The organism is Pseudoalteromonas sp. NS-SX12, assembly GCF_057367955.1.
The window spans coordinates 2,238,868-2,261,547 of sequence record NZ_CM170634.1; the positions used below are offsets into that span (position 1 = coordinate 2,238,868).

At 41.3% G+C, this 22,680-nt stretch carries 16 protein-coding genes and 8 tRNA genes; 19 read left to right on the forward strand and 5 right to left on the reverse strand.

From position 1 onward, the window contains the following. Positions 1–130 precede the first annotated feature (130 nt). Positions 131–2,386 (forward strand): acyl-CoA dehydrogenase, encoded by a 2,256-nt coding sequence (locus AC2IOM_RS10365; protein WP_486358306.1) that lies wholly within the window; start codon positions 131–133, stop codon positions 2,384–2,386. A 66-nt stretch (positions 2,387–2,452) separates the two neighbouring features. Here AC2IOM_RS10365 and AC2IOM_RS10370 read toward each other — a convergent pair whose 3' ends face one another. The 4 genes from AC2IOM_RS10370 to AC2IOM_RS10385 all read right to left on the reverse strand — a co-directional run bounded on the left by AC2IOM_RS10370 (position 2,453) and on the right by AC2IOM_RS10385 (position 7,816). Continuing rightward, positions 2,453–2,890: a hypothetical protein gene (locus AC2IOM_RS10370; protein ID WP_486358307.1), complete on the reverse strand. Its 438-nt coding sequence runs from the start codon at positions 2,888–2,890 to the stop codon at positions 2,453–2,455. A 97-nt stretch (positions 2,891–2,987) separates the two neighbouring features. Continuing rightward, on the reverse strand, positions 2,988–3,956 hold the full coding sequence (cysK, locus tag AC2IOM_RS10375; protein ID WP_010559925.1) for a cysteine synthase A: 969 nt from the start codon (positions 3,954–3,956) through the stop codon (positions 2,988–2,990). 220 nt (positions 3,957–4,176) lie between these two features. Further along, complete coding sequence (locus tag AC2IOM_RS10380) at positions 4,177–6,522, reverse strand: carbohydrate binding family 9 domain-containing protein (RefSeq protein WP_486358308.1); 2,346 nt, start codon at positions 6,520–6,522, stop codon at positions 4,177–4,179. A gap of 136 nt (positions 6,523–6,658) precedes the next feature. Then, positions 6,659–7,816 (reverse strand): Na/Pi symporter, encoded by a 1,158-nt coding sequence (locus tag AC2IOM_RS10385; RefSeq protein ID WP_100913499.1) that lies wholly within the window; start codon positions 7,814–7,816, stop codon positions 6,659–6,661. A 355-nt stretch (positions 7,817–8,171) separates the two neighbouring features. Between AC2IOM_RS10385 and uvrY the strand changes: the two genes are divergently transcribed. From uvrY to ihfA, 16 genes are all read left to right on the forward strand, one after another. Beyond that, positions 8,172–8,819: a UvrY/SirA/GacA family response regulator transcription factor gene (gene uvrY, locus AC2IOM_RS10390; protein WP_010559928.1), complete on the forward strand. Its 648-nt coding sequence runs from the start codon at positions 8,172–8,174 to the stop codon at positions 8,817–8,819. A 4-nt stretch (positions 8,820–8,823) separates the two neighbouring features. Continuing rightward, positions 8,824–10,647, forward strand: a complete 1,824-nt coding sequence (gene uvrC, locus AC2IOM_RS10395; protein WP_486358309.1) for an excinuclease ABC subunit UvrC — start codon at positions 8,824–8,826, stop codon at positions 10,645–10,647. A 13-nt stretch (positions 10,648–10,660) separates the two neighbouring features. Continuing rightward, on the forward strand, positions 10,661–11,212 hold the full coding sequence (gene pgsA, locus AC2IOM_RS10400; protein ID WP_010559930.1) for a CDP-diacylglycerol--glycerol-3-phosphate 3-phosphatidyltransferase: 552 nt from the start codon (positions 10,661–10,663) through the stop codon (positions 11,210–11,212). 250 nt (positions 11,213–11,462) lie between these two features. Continuing rightward, positions 11,463–11,538 (forward strand) — tRNA-Gly (locus AC2IOM_RS10405). A 16-nt stretch (positions 11,539–11,554) separates the two neighbouring features. Then, positions 11,555–11,628 (forward strand) — tRNA-Cys (locus AC2IOM_RS10410). 33 nt (positions 11,629–11,661) lie between these two features. Then, positions 11,662–11,748 (forward strand) — tRNA-Leu (locus AC2IOM_RS10415). A 22-nt stretch (positions 11,749–11,770) separates the two neighbouring features. Further along, positions 11,771–11,846 (forward strand) — tRNA-Gly (locus AC2IOM_RS10420). A gap of 32 nt (positions 11,847–11,878) precedes the next feature. Continuing rightward, positions 11,879–11,965 (forward strand) — tRNA-Leu (locus tag AC2IOM_RS10425). Between the two features lie 102 nt (positions 11,966–12,067). Then, positions 12,068–12,143: transfer RNA gene (locus tag AC2IOM_RS10430), tRNA-Gly, on the forward strand. 101 nt (positions 12,144–12,244) lie between these two features. Then, positions 12,245–12,318: transfer RNA gene (locus tag AC2IOM_RS10435), tRNA-Cys, on the forward strand. 42 nt (positions 12,319–12,360) lie between these two features. Continuing rightward, positions 12,361–12,447, forward strand: a tRNA-Leu gene (locus AC2IOM_RS10440). Between the two features lie 95 nt (positions 12,448–12,542). After that, entirely contained in the window at positions 12,543–13,598 is a 1,056-nt protein-coding gene (locus AC2IOM_RS10445) for a DUF2066 domain-containing protein (protein ID WP_486358310.1), read from the forward strand. After that, on the forward strand, positions 13,598–14,305 hold the full coding sequence (hda, locus tag AC2IOM_RS10450) for a DnaA inactivator Hda (protein WP_486359559.1): 708 nt from the start codon (positions 13,598–13,600) through the stop codon (positions 14,303–14,305). Before AC2IOM_RS10445 ends, hda begins: the two co-directional genes overlap by 1 nt. 392 nt (positions 14,306–14,697) lie before the next feature. Continuing rightward, positions 14,698–15,678: a phenylalanine--tRNA ligase subunit alpha gene (gene pheS, locus AC2IOM_RS10455; RefSeq protein ID WP_100913496.1), complete on the forward strand. Its 981-nt coding sequence runs from the start codon at positions 14,698–14,700 to the stop codon at positions 15,676–15,678. A 13-nt stretch (positions 15,679–15,691) separates the two neighbouring features. After that, complete coding sequence (pheT, locus tag AC2IOM_RS10460; protein WP_486358311.1) at positions 15,692–18,079, forward strand: phenylalanine--tRNA ligase subunit beta; 2,388 nt, start codon at positions 15,692–15,694, stop codon at positions 18,077–18,079. Between the two features lie 3 nt (positions 18,080–18,082). After that, positions 18,083–18,379: an integration host factor subunit alpha gene (ihfA, locus tag AC2IOM_RS10465; RefSeq protein WP_010559935.1), complete on the forward strand. Its 297-nt coding sequence runs from the start codon at positions 18,083–18,085 to the stop codon at positions 18,377–18,379. A 413-nt stretch (positions 18,380–18,792) separates the two neighbouring features. Here the strand turns inward: ihfA and AC2IOM_RS10470 are convergent, their stop codons facing one another. Then, positions 18,793–19,584, reverse strand: a complete 792-nt coding sequence (locus AC2IOM_RS10470) for a DUF2989 domain-containing protein (RefSeq protein ID WP_054981054.1) — start codon at positions 19,582–19,584, stop codon at positions 18,793–18,795. Between the two features lie 248 nt (positions 19,585–19,832). Between AC2IOM_RS10470 and AC2IOM_RS10475 the strand changes: the two genes are divergently transcribed. Together AC2IOM_RS10475 and AC2IOM_RS10480 are read left to right on the forward strand one after the other, a co-directional pair. Continuing rightward, positions 19,833–21,278, forward strand: coding sequence for a glyceraldehyde-3-phosphate dehydrogenase (locus AC2IOM_RS10475; protein WP_010559937.1), 1,446 nt, complete (start codon positions 19,833–19,835; stop codon positions 21,276–21,278). A 123-nt stretch (positions 21,279–21,401) separates the two neighbouring features. Next, on the forward strand, positions 21,402–22,529 hold the full coding sequence (locus tag AC2IOM_RS10480; protein WP_100913494.1) for a M14 family metallopeptidase: 1,128 nt from the start codon (positions 21,402–21,404) through the stop codon (positions 22,527–22,529). The last annotated feature ends 151 nt before the right edge of the window (positions 22,530–22,680 follow it).

The following is a 22,680-nucleotide window of genomic DNA, read 5'->3' on the forward strand; positions in this document are numbered from 1 at the left end:
AAAGTAATGGCCTAAAGCCAACAATGCATATTAGCAAGTCGTGGTTTTTGGGTAAATGCCAGTTAGACTTTTTCAGGGATTAAGTCATACTTGGGTAAGCGTTAAATAAATTCAAGGGATAGTTTTTACAATGTTGATTTTTATAATAATTGTTTTTGTTATTGCCGCGATTTTTGGCATTCGTGCCAATCGCTTAAGATTTGTAACAAAACCTGTTTTTAACTATTTCAAAAAGGCTTTGCCGCCTCTGTCAGATACAGAGCGCCAAGCAATGGAAGCGGGTGATATTTGGTGGGATGGCGAACTGTTTTCTGGCAGGCCAAATTGGCAAACATTTCGCGAATACCCCAACCCAAAACTGAGCACAGAAGAGCAGAGTTTTATTGATAATCAAGTATCCACATTACTGGATATGTTGGACGATCACCAAATTGTGACCGAACGCGATTTACCTAAAGCGGTGTGGAAGTACTTAAAAGAAGAGGGCTTCTTTGCCTTAATCGTACCGAAAAGTCACGGTGGTCACGGTTTTTCCGCGTACGCTAATTCAACCATTGTCAGTAAAATTGCCTGTTCGAGTTTATCAGCCGCGGTCACGGTGATGGTGCCAAACAGTTTAGGGCCTGCAGAATTACTTGCTCATTATGGTACTAAAGAGCAACAAGATTTTTGGCTACCTAAACTGGCAAATGGCGAGGAAGTGCCGTGTTTTGCTTTGACTGCCTTAGATGCGGGTTCTGATGCTGGGGCAATTCAAGACTACGGTGTGGTGTGTAAAAAACGCTATAAAAACAAAATGACACTGGGCATCAAGCTCAATTGGCGTAAGCGTTATATCACACTCGCGCCGATTGCATCGGTTATTGGCTTAGCATTTAAATTATATGACCCAGATGGATTATTGGGCGAACAAGAAGATTTAGGCATTTGCTGTGCACTTATTCCGGCAAAAACAAAAGGGGTTACAACCGGTAAACGTCACGACCCGATGGGCATGGCATTTATGAATGGCCCAACCGAAGGGGAAGATGTCTTTGTGCCACTTGATGCGCTAATTGGCGGTGAAGATTACATTGGTAAAGGCTGGCGCATGTTGGTTGAATGTTTGAGTGCGGGGCGAGGTATTTCGTTGCCTGCACTTGCGACTGCAACAGCTCACTTAACTACGCGCACAACCAGTGCGTATGCATTAATTCGTAAGCAATTTGGTTTGCCAATCGCACAGTTTGAAGGCGTAGGCGAAAGTTTAGCGCACATTGCTGCGATGAGTTACCTTACCGAATCGACACGACGTATGACAACAACGGCACTCGACCTTAATTTAAGCCCTGCGGTGATCACTGCCATTACTAAATACCACCTTACTGAAATTGGCCGAGATATCGTAAATCATGGTTTTGATATTCAAGCGGGTAAAGCGGTGCAAAATGGGCCAAGTAATAGTTTAGCGAGTGCCTACAAAGGCACGCCTGTATCTATTACGGTTGAAGGGGCAAATATTTTAACACGTTGTTTAATGATTTTTGGTCAAGGTGCGACGCGTTGTCATCCATTTATTTTGAAAGAAATGGAAGCGGTGGCAATGGATGACGAACAAAGTGGCTTACATCAATTTGATGAGTATCTTTGCAAACATATCGTACATACATTAGGTAATTTTGGCTTTAGCTTTTTCCATGGGTTAACCGCAAATTGGTTTGTGCCTAAAGCAAGCGCAGGACCTGTTGCACATTATTATCAAACGCTGACAAAACTCAGTGCGTCATTTGCATTTTGCGCCGATTACGCCATGTTACGTTTGGGCGGGGCATTGAAGCGTAAAGAAGCAACATCAGCACGTTTAGGTGATATTTTAAGTCAGCTTTATTTAGCCAGCAGCGTGTTAAAACGCTATGAAGACGACGGTAGGCAAGTCTCCGACTTACCTTTTGTTAATTACGCCATTGACCATTGTTTGTATGAAATAGGCCAAGCCTTTGATGCATTTTTTGCCAATATTTCATTTGGCGGTGTGATTCGTTTTGCGGTTTTCCCGTGGGGAAACCCGTATCACAAACCAAGTGATATGACATTAAATCAAGTGGTTAATAGTTTAAGTAACAACGCAGTAATGCGAGAGCGATTATGCAACTTGTGTCATATCAAAGCAGGTAGTGATATTGATAATATGGAGCGCTTATTAGTGATTTTGTCTGAGCACAAAACCTTAATATCGCGTTTTGAAAAAGCCATTAAACATGCGCGTTTTGATATTAAGTTTGACAGATTGAATGCGATAAACACATTGAGTGATGAGTTTAATCAAGAAGAATTAGCGCAACTCACTGAATATGAAACGCTGCGTCAAGCGGTAATAAAAGTAGATGAGTTTGAATCGTTTGATTAACTGAGGTTAAATTAAACCGCTCTTTGCAATGCACAGATTGCGCTGAGCGGTTTAATAAGCAAAGTATTAGCGCGCGTAAGGGTCGTCGAGTACTTTTTCGATATACCAAGTGCCTTTTACTTTAACAAGTTTAATCTGGCGCATATCGGCGATACGGTTACCGTTATGTTTACCGTGTAAAATAACGTTTAACACGGCTGAATCGCCAAAACGCTTACGCACACTGCGGCTGCCGTGGTCGATTTCAATTTCCACTTCGTCAAAACGCATATTTAGTACATTGCGCGCAAATTGCTTTGTTGAGCCGTATGATTTTATAATGCGGCCATATTTTGGCACCGATGCATTGACTGCTTTATTGATGTCGTCTTCAAGCAATACTGCGTAGAAAAATTCAGATGCTTTATATTCAGGTGAGTCGTTATCTGCTTTTATTTCAGGTGCAGTTTCACCGCACGCAGCAAGCAATATAAACAAAGATGAAAGAAGAATGTTACGTAACATATGCCTAATTGTCGTTATTTTTATTTAGGCTAAGTGTGGAATGATTTTGATAGGATGTAAAGTGCGAAGCGGTGCTTCGCACTTTTAAAGCAGTAAATTACTGCACTAACTCTTGATCTGTAAACTCTTCAGCAAACAGTGGGCTAGTTAGGTAACGCTCTGCAGAGCTTGGTAGAATAACAACAATTTTCTTATCTTTGTTTTCTGGCAGTTCAGCGATACGTTTTGCTGCAACAACCGCAGCACCAGAAGAAATACCCGCAAGAATACCTTCTTCTTTCATTAGGCGGTGCGCCATTGAGATTGCGTCGTCATTTGAAACTTGCTCAACACCGTCGATCATTTCAACGTCTAAGTTACCTGGGATGAAACCTGCACCAATACCTTGGATTTTGTGAGGACCTGGCTTTAATTCTTCGCCTGCAATTTTTTGGCTGATCACAGGTGAATCAACTGGCTCAACTGCGATTGATTTAACGTCTAGGCCTTTTTCTAATTTTAAGAAACGGCTAGTACCTGTGATAGTACCACCTGTACCAACACCGGCTACGAAGAAATCTATATCGCCATTAGTTGCGTCGAAAATCTCAGGGCCCGTTGTTTCGAAGTGAATTTTAGGGTTTGCTGGGTTTTCGAATTGCTGTAGTAAAATGTACTTTTCAGGTTCGCTTTGCTGAATTTCTTGTGCTTTTTCAATCGCACCTTTCATGCCTTTAGCGCCTTCAGTTAATACTAGGTTTGCACCTAACGCTTTTAATAGCTTACGACGCTCAAGGCTCATTGTGTTTGGCATCGTTAGCGTTAGCTTATAACCGCGTGATGCAGCAACAAACGCAAGTGCAATACCTGTGTTACCTGAAGTTGGTTCGATTAACTCTTTGTCTTTGGTTAATTCACCTGACTTTTCAGCTTCCCAAATCATTGATGCACCAATACGGCACTTAACGCTGAAGCTTGGGTTGCGCGCTTCAATTTTCGCGTATACGTTACCTGACGTTACACGGTTAAGTTTAACCAGTGGTGTATTACCAATGCTCAGTGAATTATCTTCAAAAATGTTACTCATTATGTGTATCCCTAAATGTTCGGATTCATTTACGCTAAGCATACTGACTAGTTGCAAAAACGAAAGGAAAGTTTGGCTATAATATATAGCCAAACTGCCTGAAATAGGCGTTTATGGCTAAATTAGCAGTGTTATTGGTAAAGAACGTGAAATAACACGTTAAAAAACGAAATCTCAGAAATAAAAAGGGAAGCCTTAGCTTCCCATAAACGTCTTTAACTTATAGCATCCAAGCGTATGACATTTTCATAAATACTGAACGGTCTGTCTTTTCTATTTTTGATAAGTCATCATCTTGATAACCGTTATCGGAATAGCCAGCAAAAAATACCGTTTGCGGATTCACTTTATAAGAGTAGAGCAGTTGAGTTGAAAACCCTTTGTAGTGCGCTGTTACATCATCAATGTAATTATTTGGATTGCGCTCAATATCACGATAAATTACGGCTAATCGTACAAAACTTCGATTGTTAAACTGATAACTTAATCGCGCATCGGTTAAGTTTGCAGTGAATAGATCGGCACCATCCACGTCCATCGATTCATATGTATGACGCAAGCGCAGTTCTATATGGCGGTTTAAGTTCATATTTAGTACAGGGCGAATACGGGTTTTATCGCCTAAACGATTGTTTGCTAAGTCGATATGATTACCTGTATTAGCGTAAAGTGAGGCAAACATGCCTGAGATTGGTTTAAATTCTAAATACACGCCAACGAGGTTTTCGTTAAACAGCGAGGTGTTACCATCTATATCTAACCGCGCTTTATTATGGCGAAGACCAACGCGGTCGCGCTGGAGCAATTCAATTTTACCGTAGCTTTGCAATGGGCCGTTAAATGATAAGTCTGCTTGAACTTCTTTTTCCAGCAGTTCGCCATTGGCGTTATGGCTAATATCCCAGTCACTGTAAAATTCGATACGATTATACCAATTAACACCTTGCTCACCGTACCAACGATAACGACCACCGCTCACAAACTTATTAAAATCAACTTGGTTCATAAAACCTAAATCGCCGCGGAAATCTTCACCAAGGTTGTCGTAGCGTGCAAATAGACTCCAATACTTTTCGTTGTGCTCATAACTAAGCTTATAGGCAATATCATCAATTGCTTCTTCAGCACTGACACGTAAATATTGTTCGCTTATTTCACAATCTTGCTCATTTTCACATTGAATGCGCGCTTGTTGTTTGCACGTTGAAAGGTTATCGGCGTCGCAAATGCGGTCTCTAAATTCATCGGAATACTTTGTTCGCGACATCGCAAGTTGTGCGATAAAGGTATCGTTTTCAGTTAAACGGTATTTGCTATCAAGTGACGAAACATAATTGTAGTAGTCATCAGCGCTTCGTGCGGTTGTCGTTGCGGCTATAGAGAAGTCATTGGTAAAGTCATAGCGATAACGTGCCGCAACATTGTTACTTTTACTTTCTAACGAGACAACAGTCGAGCCTAGGTTACCGGGAATAATCACATTGCTTTGGTTATCGTTAGCGATAAAGCTACCAAAGGTATGCGAGCCAACGCTTCCCGTAAGTTTTACACCGGCGTCAGGTTCTGCCACATTACGGGTATAAATAAGGTTCCAAGGTGTTGAAAAGTAATCGGTATTCTCTAAGAAAAAGGCACGTTTTTCTGGAAAAAACAAAGTGAAACTGTTGTTGATACCAAGCTGTGCAACATCGGCTTCGACTTGTGAAAAGTCAGGATTAATGGTTGCGGTAAGCGTAACTTCTGGCGTGATCCCCCATTTTAGGTCTAATCCCGGTTCTAAGGTGTTATCTGCTTGCCAATCTTCAATGGGTGCAACACTGACATCGCGGTTTTCGCTGCTGCCAGCTACAATGGTTGGCACTAGCGTTAGGTTATTGCCTTGTTCGGCTTGTTCAAAACCTGACACGGTTTGCATTTGACAAACCCAACAGCTGTTAGCGTGGTCGATTTTTATTGATGAAATACGCAGGCGTTCATTTCGTGGTAAAAAGCGAACAAATTCCATCGCCATTTTTTTACTGTTATTACCCTGTTCGAAATTTAATATACGAAACGGAATTGAAATCTCAACAACATAACCCGCTTCTGTTAATTGCCCCGAGCTATGCCAAATACCATCCCACGCATCGCTTTCTTGGCCTGTTAGCACGTTTTCAATGGAGTCCATTTGCACGCCAAGCGGATTAATAAAAAACTGATACGCCAGCTTTTCGTTATTGTATGAGTCAATTTTCAAACCCACTAAGTCATCGCTCCAGTTTTTATCACGGTCGCGATAAAACGCACGAATTGCATTTGGGTTTGAATCACTTACCACATAAGCAACATTGAGTGATTCACCATCTTCATAAACAAGTGCGTAGGCTTGCTCCTTGGCTGGCATATTTTCATAGGGCCAAGTGATATTGTTGATTTCGATGCGTTTTGCTTGCTGCCACACACTCTCATTTATATTGCCATCAATAACGACTGAATCTGATAAAAATGGGATTTCAAGTGTGGTGTCGGTTTTTGCTATTGCAGAGGTAGAGAGTAGAGCAGCACACAGTGCTAGCGGGTATTTCATTTTAATTGCACGAGTTTTTATTGTTTCGCAGTATTTTAGAGTGTTGCAGTTTTTCGAGCAATTTAGATAAGGTTAAGCAACAAAAAATAACGATAAAGTAACCACTTTATCGTTATTTTTACAAGGTAGGTAGTTTTTAGCGCGCCACTAACATCATTACTCCAGGCACAACGAAAAAGGCACCTAGCACATAACCTAACGCTAAAGACTTATTATTTGAACCCACTTCAGCCAGCTTACTTGCAGCACGAAGCGGTAATTCACGTAGGAATGGTGTGCCGTAAATAAGCGCAACAGCAAATACGTTAAACATTACATGAACAAGGGCAATTGTTAATGCCACTTCGGCAGCTGCGCCTGTAATTGATGTTGCAGCAAGTAGGGCAGTAATGGTGGTACCAATGTTTGCACCTAGCGTAAATGGGTAAATTTGTTTAGTCGAGAATACACCACTACCTGCAAGCGGGATCATTAAGCTTGTTGTTGTTGACGATGATTGCACCATAACCGTAACGACAGCACCCGATGTAATACCTGCAACAGGGCCTTTACCAATCGCACGGTGTAGCATTTCTTTGGCTGTGCCAACAAGCGCTTTTTGCAATAGTTTACCAAGTGTTGTTACTGCAAATAGAATCAGTGCAATACCCACAATTACCATAGCAATACCAAGAGTTTTGCCATCGAAAAATGCAAGGCCATCTTTAATTACGCCTACCGCAGGCTTAACAAGTGGTTTGATAAAGTTATAGCTTTTAAGTGATAGGTCAGCGTCGCCCACAAATAAATGCGCAAGGCTTTGAGATAGTTTTTGTAAAATGCCGAACGCTAATTCAAGCGGTAGGAAAATCGCAACAGCAATTAAGTTAAAGAAATCGTGTACTGTTGACGCTTCAAATGCACGTTTAAATTCTTCTTTTGAACGAATATGACCAATTGATACTAAGGTGTTTGTAATAGTTGTACCAATGTTCGCACCCATGATCATTGGAATTGCAATATGAATAGGTAATCCGCCAGCCACTAAGCCAACAATAACCGAGGTAACGGTTGATGATGATTGTACTAACGCAGTTGCGAGTGCACCGAGCAATAATGCAACAAATGGGTTGGTCGCGAATGCAAAAATTTCTTTCGCACCTTCACTGCCACCTGATGCTAGTTTAAAACCGCCACTTACGGTACTAACGGCAACTAAAACCAAATAAACTAAAAATGCGATAGCAGCCCAGTTTAATAACTTGGCCGTAACACTTTGTTGGCCGTTTATTGGATTTGACGTATTTTGACTCATTTCATTTCTCTTGTTTTCGACGACCTCGTTGGTCGTGTTATGTGACATTTACATGTCATTTTTGTGACGACGCGGATTAAAACAAAGAAATATGAAAGAAATATTACAGTGAGTGTAATATTTCAATGTTAACAACAATCGATGTGTTGTTATCGTCATTAAATTGCTGTTAGAACGTTAAAATTTCGTAATGTAATAGATTGTAAATGATGAAGTTTTTATAAATCGGTGAGTTAGTGAACAATCGGTCAAAATAGCCATGGAAATCCAATTTAAGTTGTTCGACTTTGATAACTAATGTGCTATGGTTAGGCCTCTTAAATCTGTCTTACATTGATAACCGTGAGGTAACTCCTTGATTAACGTATTGTTAGTTGATGACCATGAACTCGTTCGCACAGGTATAAAGCGTATACTTGATGACGTACGTGGCTTTAAAGTGGTTGGTGAAGCGAAAACTGGCGAAGAGGCGGTTCAGTTTTGCCGTCAAAATAACCCAGATATCGTACTCATGGATATGAATATGCCAGGTATTGGTGGGTTAGAAGCAACTAAAAAAATCTGTCGATTCTGCCCAGATGTAAAGGTCATTGTATTGACCATGCAATGTGAAGACCCATTCCCGAGCAAAGTAATGCAAATTGGTGCACACGGTTACCTGACCAAAAGTGCAGGTCCTGAAGAAGTGGTTAATGCTATTCGTGCAGTGAAAACAGGGCAACGTTATATTGCGCCAGAAATTGCGCAGCAGATCGCACTAGCGCAGTTTAGCGGACGCAATGATGAAAACCCGTTTGCAAGCCTATCAGACCGCGAATTACAGATTATGCTGATGATCACTAAAGGTGAGAAAGTACAAACTATTGCAGATCAGCTAAACTTAAGCTCAAAAACGGTCAATTCATACCGTTACCGTATGTTTGAAAAGCTTAATGTGGGTGGCGATGTAGAATTAACACACCTTGCTATCCGCCATAAAATGATTGAGATTGACGCCGAATAACACGATGTCGGCGTTTAACGCAAAAGCCTTTCTAAAAACCGTATCAAATGAACCCGGCGTTTATCGAATGTTAGACGTCAAAGGGCAAGTTATATACGTTGGTAAAGCAAAAAATTTAAAAAAGCGTCTTTCAAGCTATTTTCGCGACAACATTCCCGAAAACAAAACCCGAGCGTTAGTGGCGAATATTTGCGGTGTTGAAGTTACACTGACGAATACCGAAACCGAAGCGCTACTGCTTGAAAATAATTTAATAAAAAAATACATGCCGCGTTACAACATCTTGTTGCGCGACGACAAATCCTATCCTTATATTTTAGTAACTAACCATACGCATCCGCGTTTAGCATTTCACCGTGGCGCTAGAAAAATTAAAGGCGAGTATTTTGGCCCTTATCCAAGTGCCGGCGCCGTGTCTGAAAGTTTGCGCTTAATGCAAAAGATTTTCCCAGTGCGTCAATGTGAAGATGCGTATTATCGGGCACGCAGTCGCCCGTGTTTACAATATCAGTTAAAGCGTTGTTCAGCGCCATGTGTAGGTAAAATTTCCGATACGGATTACCAGCAAGAAGTAGATATGGTGAAAAAATTTCTGGCGGGGCGCTCGTCAGAAGTAATCGCAACATTGGTTGAAAAAATGGAAGCGGCGAGTATCTCGCTCGAATTTGAAAAAGCAGCGCAATTGCGTGACCAAATTTTATTGCTGCGCAAAATGCAAGAACAACAAGCGGTATCGGGCAATGTTGCAGAGCTCGATGTAATTGGTTTCTCGGCTAAAAACGGTTTGGTGGCGGTACATGTATTGATGATCCGCGACCATAAGATTTTGGGATCCAAAACGTATTTTCCAAAAACGCCAAAAGACAGTAGCAATGAAGAAGTCTTAGAATCGTTTTGTGCACAATATTATGTGCAATTATCCAATACCGGACGAATTCCAAAACAATTAGTTGTGCCGTTTGCATTTGCAGGCAGTGATACGTTAGCAGAAGGGTTATCGGCAATTTGCAGTAAGAAAATTGCATTTGTATTAGCGCTGCGTGGTGAAAAGGCTGACTATTTGGCACTTGCTAATAAAAATGCAGCAAATGCCTTAGAAGTAAAACAAAGTGCAAAAGACTCCATTGCGAAACGTTATGCTCAATTAAAAGAAGCGCTAAGTTTAGAAAGCATTAATCGTATGGAGTGTTTTGATATTAGTCATACCATGGGCGAAAACACAGTTGCGTCGTGTGTGGTATTTGACGACCAAGGTCCAGCCAATAAAGAATATCGCCGCTTTAATGTTGAAGGCATTACACCGGGTGATGATTATGCTGCTATGGCATTTGCACTTAGAAAGCGCTACAACAAACTGACTGACGAAAGTAAAATTCCCGACATTATTTTTATTGACGGTGGTAAAGGGCAGTTATCACAAGCTGAACATTATTTTGCTGATTGGTCACACAACAAATTACCGCTATTAATAGGTGTTGCCAAAGGCACATCACGAAAACCGGGTTTAGAGACGTTATTAATTGACGGCGGCAGGCGCACGGTGAATTTATCATCGGATGCGCCAGCGTTACATTTAATTCAACATATTCGTGACGAAAGTCACCGCTTTGCTATTGCAGGGCACCGTAATAAACGTCAAAAGCAGCGCAATACATCTGTGCTTGAAGAGATTTCAGGGGTTGGCGCGAAAAAACGTCAAGCCGTATTAAAATATTTAGGTGGCATTCAAGGGGTAAAAAGCGCTACTATTTCTGAATTGGAGCGAGTGCCGGGCATTAGTCGTAGCATCGCAGAACGAATCTATCATCATCTAAATGATGACAAATAAATAAAATACCAATATGTGGAACATTCCAAATACACTTACAGCTTTTCGCCTGATCTTAATTCCGATTTTTATTGTTTTCTTTTTTATTCCAGCTAAGTGGTCTTTTTTCTGGGCCGCGTTTATTTTTTGGCTTGCCTCAGTCACCGATATGTTAGATGGCTATCTAGCAAGAAAACTTGAACAATCAACACCATTTGGTGCGTTCCTTGACCCTGTTGCTGATAAAGTAATGGTGTCAGTTGCACTTATTGCATTAACCCAACATTACCAATCGCTCTATATTACGATTCCGACCATTATTATTATTGGTCGAGAAATTATCGTATCGGCATTGCGTGAATGGATGGCGGAAGTGGGTGAGCGCGCCAATGTGGCGGTATCGCAATTAGGTAAAATTAAAACCGCAGCACAAATGTTGGCGATTATTGGTTTGATTTGGCAGTACGATAGCCAAATGATCACCTTATCATTTGTATTATTTTATATTGCGACTATCTTAACCTTTATTTCGATGGTGCAATATTTGGTTGCTGGCTGGGGCGCGTTGTCTCAATCAAACAATTAAATTGGTGTTTGTGCATTGAAATAAGTGCATAAACGAGTGTTTTTAAATCATTTTAGATAAAAAATAATCAAACAACTTATTTCCGACATTTTTATGTTGACGCGTTTAATAATCTATGTAGAATGCGTCGGTGTTGAGAGGGGAGTGGTTAACTAACTGCCCAATTGGAAGTGCGAGTATAGCTAAGCTGCTCGAAGCAAGAATACGACAAGGTCGTGTTAGTGCTAAGTTAAAAAACGGTTTATGGAACGCGAGTATAGCTCAGCTGGTAGAGCGCGACCTTGCCAAGGTCGAGGTCACGAGTTCGAACCTCGTTACTCGCTCCAACTTCTTAAAGAAGTCGGCGGAATGGCAGAGTGGCCATGCAGCGGATTGCAAATCCGTCTACCTCGGTTCGACTCCGGGTTCCGCCTCCATTTTCAACACTCCACATGCGAAAGCAGCCCGATGCCCGGGTGGTGGAATTGGTAGACACAAGGGATTTAAAATCCCTCGTCAGTAATGACGTGCCGGTTCAAGTCCGGCCCCGGGCACCATTGATTTTAGAATCAATTTGATGCGAGTATAGCTCAGCTGGTAGAGCGCGACCTTGCCAAGGTCGAGGTCACGAGTTCGAACCTCGTTACTCGCTCCAAATTGGTTTTTGCTGCAACGTAGAAACCCGATGCCCGGGTGGTGGAATTGGTAGACACAAGGGATTTAAAATCCCTCGCTAGTAATAGCGTGCCGGTTCAAGTCCGGCCCCGGGCACCACTTATTTGAGTTAAGCCTCACAAAAAGCCATTGGCAGCGAGTATAGTTCAACTGCTCGAAGTAACGTTTGGTTACTAAGCTAAAAAACGGTTGAAATGGAATGCGAGTATAGCTCAGCTGGTAGAGCGCGACCTTGCCAAGGTCGAGGTCACGAGTTCGAACCTCGTTACTCGCTCCAATTTTTAGGAAAAATAATTAATAACTTGGTTTCACCAAGCCAGAACTTCTAACTTTAATAGTTCGAACCAATTATTTATCCAGCTTCATTATGAAGACATTGGCGGAATGGCAGAGTGGCCATGCAGCGGATTGCAAATCCGTCTACCTCGGTTCGACTCCGGGTTCCGCCTCCATTATCGAAAGATAATACTCTCCACATGCGAAAGCAGCCCGATGCCCGGGTGGTGGAATTGGTAGACACAAGGGATTTAAAATCCCTCGTCAGTAATGACGTGCCGGTTCAAGTCCGGCCCCGGGCACCACTTTATATCAAATTTAATTCCTTATAATTCTAAGCATATTTTTAGCTAAATTTACTTTGCTTTGCATCATCTGATGTTTTAGGATCAGACCCACGATGGAATACAAGTTTAACACTTTGAAAAACGCACTGATTTTTACTTTATTACTGGTTTTCAGTAAGGCTATTCTAGCCGTTGAAGTGACCGACCTTTATCAATATAAAGCGGTAGTTGATGATAAATCCCAAGCGCAACAACGCCGAGCAAACCGTGTTGGTTTTATTGGTGTGCTTGAAAAAGTATCCGGCCGCAGTATTGATAAATCACACCCAGCAATTGGTGATGCGTTTAAAAGCCTGTCTCGCTTTGTACTCAAATACGAGTATGAAGAGTCTTTATACCAAACGTATTTAAAAATTCGTTATCAGCCACAATTAATCGACGGCGTACTTAATGAGATGGAAATCCCGATTTGGGGTAACCGCAGACCGCTGACGTTAATTTGGCTTGCAATTGAAGAAGACGTGCAACGCTCATTAGTCACCAAAGAAGACTACCCACAAATTTTTCATTTACTCGATACCAATAGTAATAATGCGGGCTTACCGATTGTTATGCCGTTACTTGATCTCGAAGATCGCATGAATTTAACGGTTACAGATGTGTGGGCTAACTTTCCGCAGCAAATTTTAAATGCGTCACGTCGTTACGAACCTGAAGTCATTGTGTCGGCAAGGCTGTATCAACGCGAGAATGTATGGCATTTGGATTGGCAGTTTACCAACCAAGGCACATTCCAATTACACCAGCTTAAGGGTGACAAACTCACGATTATCGGAGAGCTTGTTAGTAGTATTTCAACGCAAATCGCCAACCAGTATGCATCACTTAGTGAAACTGAGGTTACCAGCAGTGTGACAGTACGCTTTTTTGGTGTAAAAGGTATTAAACAGCTTGAAGCGTTAAAAACTCGCTTACGTACGCTTACCCAAGTTGATGAATTAGATATAAGTTTCCGTCAAGGGGAACGTGTGGATTTAGTGCTATACCTTAATGCGCACGTAGATAGCTTGAAAAAAGCGCTACAATTGGATTCACAATTTGAGATTATTTTTGATCCATTTAGTCATCAAAGTACACAACAACTTGAGTATCAATGGCTAAGCCAGTAATGAGTGAATATCAACAAATGGCGTTGCCGGTAACATTGCCAGACGACGAAACATTTATGAGCTTCTTTGGCGGTGAAAATTCCCATGTTGTTAAACAACTTGAAGTGGGATTAACACAACTTCAAACAATGCCATTTAATTATGTGTATTTGTGTGGTTTTTCTGACTCAGGTAAATCACATTTACTGTATGCAACGTGTATTCGCGCACAGGAGCTCGGTTTATCGTGTTTTTTGTTATCCTGTAAAGATCTCGCTTGGCTTGACCCACATGTACTAGACGACTTAGAAAAGCTCGATGTTATTTGCATTGATGATATTCAGCAAGTTGCAGGCGACTCACTGTGGGAAAAAGCGCTATTTAATTTTTTCAATCGCTTCAATAGTGAAGGAAAAATGTTAGTAGTAGCAGGGGATTTACTGCCTAATATGCTTAATATTGCATTGCCAGATCTCGAATCGCGACTCAACTGGGGCACCACTTTTCAAATCCGCTCGATGAGTGATGATGATAAAGCCGAAGCGTTAGTAAAACGTGCGAAAATGCGTGGCCTAACACTCACTGAAGAAGCGACGCGTTTTTTATTGTCGCGCGTTAGTCGTGATATGCGTGCATTACTGGATATTTTAGATAAGCTTGATCATGCTTCAATCGTTGAACAGCGCAAGCTTACCATTCCGTTTATCAAGTCTATTTTAGATCTATAAAGCATGAGCACGTTTTGAAAAATCGTGCTTTTGTCTATTTTATTTGTAACACAGGCATCGATGCGAGCGAAATGAAGCAAAGACTGTGTTGAAAGTCAAAATATAAGCCCGCTATCTATTAAATCTTCAGCTTAGTTCTAAATTGTTTTTTATCGCAATATACGACCACTAAATTAGTGCAATCGAAATAAGCCTAAAAAAACCACCTAAAATTAACAATAACGTGCCTTTTTAACCATTATCACTCTAGTAAAAACAATTGTTTTTCGGGTATCATAATGGGCTAATTTTTATTAAAAAATGTTACGTTAATCGATAGTTAAACGTTACGAGAAATCAAGCCAACTCAATGTGATATTGAGCTGGTTGGCAAAAACGAGTGAAAAGCCCTTATGAATTTAGAAGCAATCTTGGCTGAAGCCCTTGAAGCTGTTGAGAAAGCCAGTGAAATCGCTCATTTAGAAGATGTGCGCGTAAATTACTTAGGTAAAAAAGGCGAAATTACTAGCCTATTAAAAAGCCTAGGTAAAATGGACCCAGAAGAACGTAAAACTGCAGGTCAGGTAATTAACCAGGCAAAGCAGCAAGTTCAAGAAAAAATCAATGCGAAGCGCGAAGCGCTACAAGAAAAAGCATTAGCAGAGAAGCTAGCAAAAGAAACTATTGATGTGACGCTACCGGGTCGTACTCAACCGACTGCGGGTCTACATCCTGTAACACGTACTATCGAACGAATTGAAAGCTTTTTTGGTGAGCTAGGTTTTGCTGTTAAATCTGGTCCGGAAGTGGAAGACGATTTCCATAACTTTGACGCGTTGAATATTCCTGAACATCACCCAGCACGTGCTGATCACGATACCTTCTATTTTAACCCTAAGCTGGTATTGCGTACGCAAACAAGTGGTGTACAAATCCGTACTATGGAAGCGGAACAACCACCACTGCGTATCATTTCACCGGGCCGTGTATACCGTAATGATTACGACCAAACGCATACGCCAATGTTCCACCAGGTAGAAGGCTTGATGGTTGATAAAAACGTAAGCTTCACAGAGCTTAAAGGGATTTTGCACGATTTCTTACGTAACTTTTTTGAAGAAGATATGGAAATCCGTTTCCGTCCTTCGTACTTCCCATTCACTGAGCCATCAGCAGAAGTGGACGTGAAAGGTAAAAACGGTAAATGGTTAGAAGTATTAGGCTGTGGCATGGTTCACCCAAATGTACTTCGCTCTGTTGGCATCGATCCTGAAGAATACACAGGTTTCGCATTTGGTATGGGCGTTGAGCGCTTAACCATGTTGCGTTACGGCGTAAATGACTTACGTGCATTTTTCGAAAACGACTTAAAATTCCTAAACCAATTCAAGTAAGAGTGAAGTAACAATGAAATTTAGTGAAAAGTGGCTAAGAGAATGGGTAAACCCAGCAATTGATACTGATGCACTTTCTGAGCAGCTGTCGATGGCAGGCCTTGAAGTGGATGGTTTAGACGCCGTTGCCGGTGATTTTACAGGCGTTGTTATTGGTCAAGTGGTTGAATGTGGCCAACACCCAGATGCAGACAAATTACGCGTAACTAAAGTAGATGTTGGCGAAGATGAACTACTTGATATCGTTTGTGGTGCTGCAAACTGTCGCCAAGGTCTAAAAGTAGCGGTTGCTAAAGTTGGTGCGGTATTACCGGGCGATTTTAAAATTAAGAAAGCAAAATTACGCGGTCAACCTTCTCACGGCATGTTATGTGCGTTCGAAGAGTTAGGCATGGCTGAAAGCTCAGACGGCATTTTAGAGTTACCTGAAGACGCAGTAATTGGCACAGATATTCGCGAATACTTCGGCTTAGATGATGTGACTATTGACGTTGATTTAACGGCAAACCGCAGTGACTGTCTTGGTATTAAAGGTCTTGCACGCGAAGTAGGCGTATTAAACAGCCTTGACGTTACTAACGTTGAAATTACGCCGGTTACACCGACAATTGATGACAAAATTGACATCGAATTAGTTAATCCTGAGTCATGTCCTCGTTATTTAGGTCGTGTAATTAAGGGCATTAACTTAAACGCTGAATCACCACTTTGGATGGTTGAGAAATTACGTCGTAGCGGTATTCGTTCAATTGATCCTGTTGTTGATGTAACAAACTACGTATTACTTGAACTTGGTCACCCAATGCACGCGTTTGACTTAAACGCAATTGAAGGTGGTATTAAAGTACGTAACGCAAATCCAGGTGAAGAGCTTGTATTACTTGACGGCAATACGGCAAAGCTAAAAGAGAACACGCTGTTAATTGCTGATGACCAAAAAGCACTTGCGATGGCTGGTATCTTCGGTGGTGAGAAATCAGGTGTTACCGAAACAACACACGATATCTTATTAGAAAGTGCTTTCTTCAGCCCGCTGGCAATTGCTGGACAAGCGCGTAGCTACGGTTTACATACGGATGCATCGCACCGTTATGAACGCGGCGTTGATTACAAACTTCAGCATGACGCAATGGAGCGTGCAACCCAACTATTACTTGATATTGTTGGCGGTGAAACAGGCCCTGTAGTTGAAGCTGTATCACAAGCACACCTACCAAAAGCAAAATCAGTGACATTACGTCGCGCACGTTTAGACCGTGTTATCGGCTACCACATTGATGATGCAACGGTAACAAATATTCTTACCCGTTTAGGTCTTACAGTTAGCTTTGAAAATGACACATGGCAAGCTGATGTACCAAGTTACCGTTTTGATATTTCAATTGAAGAAGACTTAATTGAAGAAGTAGCACGTGTATTTGGTTATAACAATATTCCAAACGTAGCACCAACAGCGAAATTGGCGATGACAGATCACCAAGAAGCCGTGCTGCCGCTGAAGCGTTTTCGCAATGAATTAGTAAGCCGTGGTTACCAAGAGGCAATCACCTACAGTTTTGTTGACCCTAAAGTACAAAGCTTGCTACACCCAAGTGCTGATGCGCTGGTATTACCGCACCCAATTTCAATTGAAATGTCGGCAATGCGCGTAAGCTTATTACCAGGCTTATTAGGCTCAGTGGTATATAACCAAAACCGTCAGCAATCACGTATTCGCCTATTTGAATCAGGCTTAAAGTTTGTTAAAAACGATGCCGCTGAAAATGGTGTTGAGCAAACGCAAATTATTGGTGGTGTGATTTACGGTAACACGCATAACGAACATTGGGGTGTCGCATCAACACCAGTCGACTTTTTTGATGTAAAAGGCGACGTTGAAGCACTATTAAACCTGACTGGTGATATGGCGAATATTTCGTTTGTTGCTGAGCAAAATGAAGGTTTACACCCAGGTCAATCAGCTTCGATTATAAGAAATGGTAAAAAAATTGGTTACTTAGGCTGTATTCACCCAGAAATACAGTCTAAACTAGGAATTAACAATCAAGTTTTTGCCTTTGAAATCGAGTTGTTAGGTTTAGAAAACCGTGTATTACCTGAAGCGGTTGAGGTTTCTAAGTTCCCATCTAACCGACGCGATATTGCGATTGTTGTTAAAGATTCGGTAAATGCTGGTGATATTTTAGAGTCAATTAAAAAAGTTGGCGGAAATCAACTAGTTGACCTAAACTTATTCGACGTGTATAAGGGCAAAGGAGTTGAGGCTGATCACAAGAGTTTAGCGATTGCATTAACACTGCAAAATTCAGAGCGAACCCTTGAAGAGAAAGACATCAACTCAATTGTAGACTTAGTGGTGGCCGAATTGGCTGAACAATTTAACGCATCGTTGAGGGACTAGATTATGGCGCTTACAAAAGCCGACATAGCTGAACACCTATTTGTAAAACTGGGTATTAACAAAAAAGACGCTAAAGACCTTGTCGAAAGCTTTTTTGAAGAGATTCGTACTGCACTAGAAGCAGGCGAGCAAATTAAGCTTTCTGGCTTTGGTAATTTTGATCTTAGAGATAAGAAAGAGCGTCCGGGGCGCAACCCTAAAACGGGTGAAGATATTCCAATTTCTGCACGCAGAGTTGTTACATTCCGCCCAGGTCAAAAACTGAAGACACGCGTAGAAGTTGGTACCAGTAAAGACTAACCAAGCGTATGTATGAAGCCAATTCGAAAAAGCCTGCTTAATGCAGGCTTTTTTATTTGCTCTTTACTAGGGTCTGTTGACCTTTCAAGTTCGTTTTTGCAGCAGTTTGATTGGGTTTTATACAAGGCAGAGGCTGCGTGACATAGTTATTCTATGTGAGTCAGCCGATAACACAGTAGAAAAGCCAATCAAGCGCTGCCGAATGGTTCTTTTGAGCGCCCTTTTCTCATTGTTGCCTATATGGATGTAGGTAAGGGGCGTGAGCAGGATGCGGAAGCTTTGCTCGATATTTGCTTAGATTACTAGGCCACACATCGAGCGCCGCGATAAAAGCACGCTCAAAAAGAACAAAAATAGAACAGCAAAGTTCAACAGACCCTACAAGCAATCGAATTTTACTTGATGTGAAAACCTTATCGTGGCGACGTGAAATTACCGTCTTCAATACGCGAGAGGGTATCTGCCGCAAGATTTGCGAGCTCACCTAATGATTTACCTTGATTGGTAAGTTCATATTCAAGCGGTGCTAAGTCAATATTTTGCACGCCAGCTTCTTTTGCTACTAATGCCCAAATATAAGAAAGCTTATGCTCTTCCATTTGATAAAACATATTTGTCAGTGCAGTGTAGATTTCTGGCTTGGCTTCGTTACCAGCAGGGTTTAACTCAAGCGCATGGTAAAGCTTATCTATTGCCAAATCGCTATCAAACTTAGTGTAGTAAGTAGCTAATTTGTATTGGAATTCAGACGTTTCTAACTCACGTTTTTCATCCATTGCAATCAGTGATTGAATGGCGCCTTCATCACCATTTCGTGACCAGTGATAGAATAGCAGGTGTGGATATTGTGAATTTCGTGTCTCTTTCGATAAACGGTTTATCTCTTTTAGTGCAGTGAGGTGACCATTTACGCGCGACGTGGTTTTTTCTTTTAGTTTAATGTGTTCAATGCTAGCTGCTAGCTCAACACATTTCGCATAATCGTGAAATGCGCTGAGTAGTTTGTATTTAGTTGCATCATCAGGCGTTTTTGATTCTGCATAACGCCCTAAAATAACGTCGGCACGCTCGGTATTACAATGGCTGTCGGTATTAAGATCGGCGCAAAACTGGCTATTTTCGTCACAAATTTCACGAATACTTTTGGCATTGTCGCAGCCAACGAGAAGAGAAAGCAAACAAAGTGCAGATAGTTTTTTTAACACAATTTAATGACATAACTACAATAGGATGTTCTAAGCTTAGCGAATCCTTTGCTTAAATGTAATAGTGCATTGGTCATAATTCGCATAAATTTGTTTTCGCTCAATGGGATTATCGGTACACGGCAAAAGTCTGATATTGAAATGGTGGAAAAAACAATGTTTTTCAATTAGAATGCACGCGTCTAAAGCACTTCTCACAATTAACGCTTTAGGCTATCCGTTCAAAATTTTACGTTTAGGTAGACAAAATGACCTCATCTCACGAGCAAGATTATCTGAATAGCTGGCAGGAACGCCAAGACTTCGCTGAAAGCATGCAACCAATTATTGGTAAGCTTTACCGTAACCGTGGCATCGAGATTGCCATCTACGGTCGTCCACTAATTAATGCAAGCACAATTGACGTTATTAAAGCACACAAAACTGTTGCACAATTTGAAGACAGCAAACTACGTCTTCGCGAAAGCTTCCCGTTTTTAGAAGCTATCGACAAAATGGAACTGACTTCAGCACGTATCGATTTAGGTAAACTAGCTTATGCTTATATCTATAAAAATGCGGGTGAAGGTCGTTCAATCGAAGAGTACCTAGCAGCAGAATTAGCTGAAATCCACAATAAAGAAGACAAAATTGAACCTCGCGACGTAGTACTTTACGGTTTTGGCCGTATCGGTCGTTTATTAGCACGTCTTCTAATCGAGAAAAGTGGTCCTCACACAGATTTACGTTTACGTGCAATTGTTGTACGTGGCGGTAAAAAAGGCGACCTTGAAAAGCGTGCAAGCTTATTACGCCGCGATTCAATTCATGGTCCTTTCAACGGTTCAATCACTGTTGATAACGAGCGTAATGCAATTAAAGCAAACGGTAGCTACATTCAAGTTATCTACGCTAACTCGCCAAGCGAAGTAGATTACACGCAATACGGCATTGAAAATGCACTTGTAGTTGATAACACAGGTATCTGGAAAGACGAAGATGGCCTTGGTCAGCATTTAGCGGCAAAAGGTGCGTCAAAAGTACTTCTTACAGCACCAGCTAAAGGCAATATCAAAAACGTTGTTTACGGCGTAAATAACAAAGATATCCTGTCTGAAGATACAATTATCTCAGCAGCAAGCTGTACAACAAATGCGATTACGCCAACGCTAAAAGCATTAAATGACAAGTTCGGTATTAAGAACGGTCACGTTGAAACAGTTCACTCGTACACGAACGACCAGAACTTAATTGATAACTATCACAGCGCTGAGCGCCGTGGCCGTGCTGCGGCACTTAACATGGTTATCACGTCAACGGGTGCTGCAAAAGCAGTATCTAAAGCATTACCTGAGCTTGAAGGTAAGCTTACAGGTAACGCTATTCGCGTACCGACACCAAATGTGTCAATGGCAATTCTTAACCTTAACCTTGAAACTGCAACATCAGTTGAAGAGTTAAACGAATTCTTACGTGAAACGGCTCTTTACTCAGATTTACGTGACCAAATCGATTACACAGCATCTACTGAAATCGTATCAACTGACTTAGTTGGTAGCCGTTATGCAGGTGTTGTTGATTCACAAGCAACGATTGTTGATGGTGATCGCGTAGTACTTTACGTTTGGTACGATAACGAGTTTGGTTATAGCTGTCAGGTTGTTCGCTGTATGCAAGATATGGCTGAAGTAACACACCCAAGCTTACCTCGTTAATCTAATTTTTTATCTAAAAGCCGGCCATTGTGCCGGCTTTTTTATTCAATTACTCGCATATTGTTTCAGCCCACTCGTTATTTTGATAGGCTTAAAGATATTGTGCGTTAGGGAACACAGTTTATGAGAATTACAAGCCAATTCGATAGCGGTAATATTGAGGTACTTAGCCTTGAAAACCGTGAAGATATTCAATTAAAAATTAAAAATGACAACCAGTCTGAATTTTTCCAGTGGTTTCACTTTAAATTAGAATCACAAATTGATTTATTACATCGTTTGACGATTGTTGATTTAGATAAATCAGCGTACCCAGAAGGGTGGGTTGATTACCAAGCAGTTGCATCGTATGACCGTCAAACATGGTTCCGAGTACCAACTAAGTTTGAAAATAACCAATTAGTTATCGAGTTTACACCAGAGTGCGAACAAGTATATTTCGCATACTTTGCTCCATACAGTTATGAGCGTCACCAAGACTTACTTTCTTGGGCGCAATCACACGAAAGCTGTACTATCGAAACATTAGGTGAAACACTTGATGGCCGCGATATTAGCGTATTACAAATCGGCGAACCTGCTGACGATAAGAAAACAATTTGGATGATCGCACGTCAGCACCCTGGTGAAACCATGGCAGAGTGGTTCATTGAAGGTGTGCTTCACAAACTATTGGATGACGAAGACGCACATGCCGCTGCACTATTAAATAAAGCGGTTTTCTATATTGTGCCTAATATGAACCCAGACGGTAGTGTACGTGGTCACCTTCGTACTAATGCGGCGGGCGTTAACCTAAACCGTGAATGGCAAACACCATCAATCGAAAAGAGTCCAGAAGTATATTTTGTACGCGAAAAAATGTTCGCTACCGGTGTTGATATGTGTCTTGATGTACACGGCGATGAAGCGATTCCGTTTAACTTCTTTGCGGGCAGTGAAGGCATTCCACGCTACGATGCGCGCTTAAAAGACCTAGAAGATAGCTTTAAAGCGGCGATGTTTGTTACTACACCAGAATTCCAAGATGAACATGGTTATCCAAAAGATGAACCAGGTCAGGCAAATCTTACTGTAGGTTCAAGCTGGGTTGGACAAGAGTTTAACTGCCTTTCATACACGATTGAAATGCCATTTAAAGATAATAATAATTTACCAGATGTTGATTACGGCTGGTCAGATCGCCGTTCGTATTCATTTGGACAAGACACACTTGCGGCAATCGTAAGTGTGGTAGATAAACTACGATAATAAAAATAGCGGAGCTTATACCAATTCACTTAAATTGTTGATCATTTTAGCGGGTTAAATATCATGCTAACTGCGTTTGAATTTCATTTCTCCAGCGCTACTTCTGATCACATACTTAACAGAATTGGTATTGCTCCCCAAAAAAATAATA